The 567-nt window shown below is 49.4% G+C and carries 1 protein-coding gene; it reads right to left on the minus strand.

The genetic code is table 11. The features are described from left to right. Positions 1-232: 232 nt before the first annotated feature. Positions 233-433, minus strand: a complete 201-nt coding sequence (locus LIZ98_RS17640) for a hypothetical protein (protein WP_227203185.1) — start codon at positions 431-433, stop codon at positions 233-235. Between the last annotated feature and the right edge of the window lie 134 nt (positions 434-567).

The following is a 567-nucleotide window of genomic DNA, read 5'->3' on the forward strand; positions in this document are numbered from 1 at the left end:
CCTTTTCTCGTCGCCGTTTTGGGGTGAGAAAGTCGTGTTTTTGGCGGCGAGACTTAATCTCGTCACCATTTTGAGCCGAGAAACCCCATTTTTTGGCGACGAGACTCTTTCTCGTCGTCATTTTGAGCCGAGAAACCCCATTTTTTGGCGGCGAGACCTTTTCTCGTCGCCGTTTTGGGGTGAGAAAGTCGTGTTTTTGGCGGCGAGACTTGTTCTCGTCGTCGTTTTTAGGTCAGAAAGTCATGTTTTTGGCGACGAGACTTAATCTCGTCACCATTTTGAGCCGGGAAACTCCATTTTTTGGCGACGAGCCGCGTTCTCGTCGTCTTTTTTGTGCGGAAATCTCCTTTTTTTGGCGACGAAACTCGTTCTCGTCGTCTTTTTTGTGCGGAAATCTCCCTTTTTTGGCGACGAGCCCTGTTCTCGTCGTCATTTTGAGCCGGGAAACTCCATTTTTTGGCGACGAGCCCTGTTCTCGTCGCCGTTTTGGGGTGAGAAAGTCGTGTTTTTGGCGGCGAGACTTGTTCTCGTCGTCGTTTTTAGGTCAGAAAGTCATGTTTTTGGCGA

This window comes from Caldibacillus sp. 210928-DFI.2.18, from assembly GCF_020554505.1.
Taxonomy (GTDB): domain Bacteria; phylum Bacillota; class Bacilli; order Bacillales; family Caldibacillaceae; genus Caldifermentibacillus; species Caldifermentibacillus hisashii.

Coding starts and splice junctions, on each gene's coding strand:
- LIZ98_RS17640 (WP_227203185.1), bottom strand. CDS start 433: ATGACGACGAGAACAGGGCTCGTCGCCAAAAAAGGGAGATTTCCGCAC.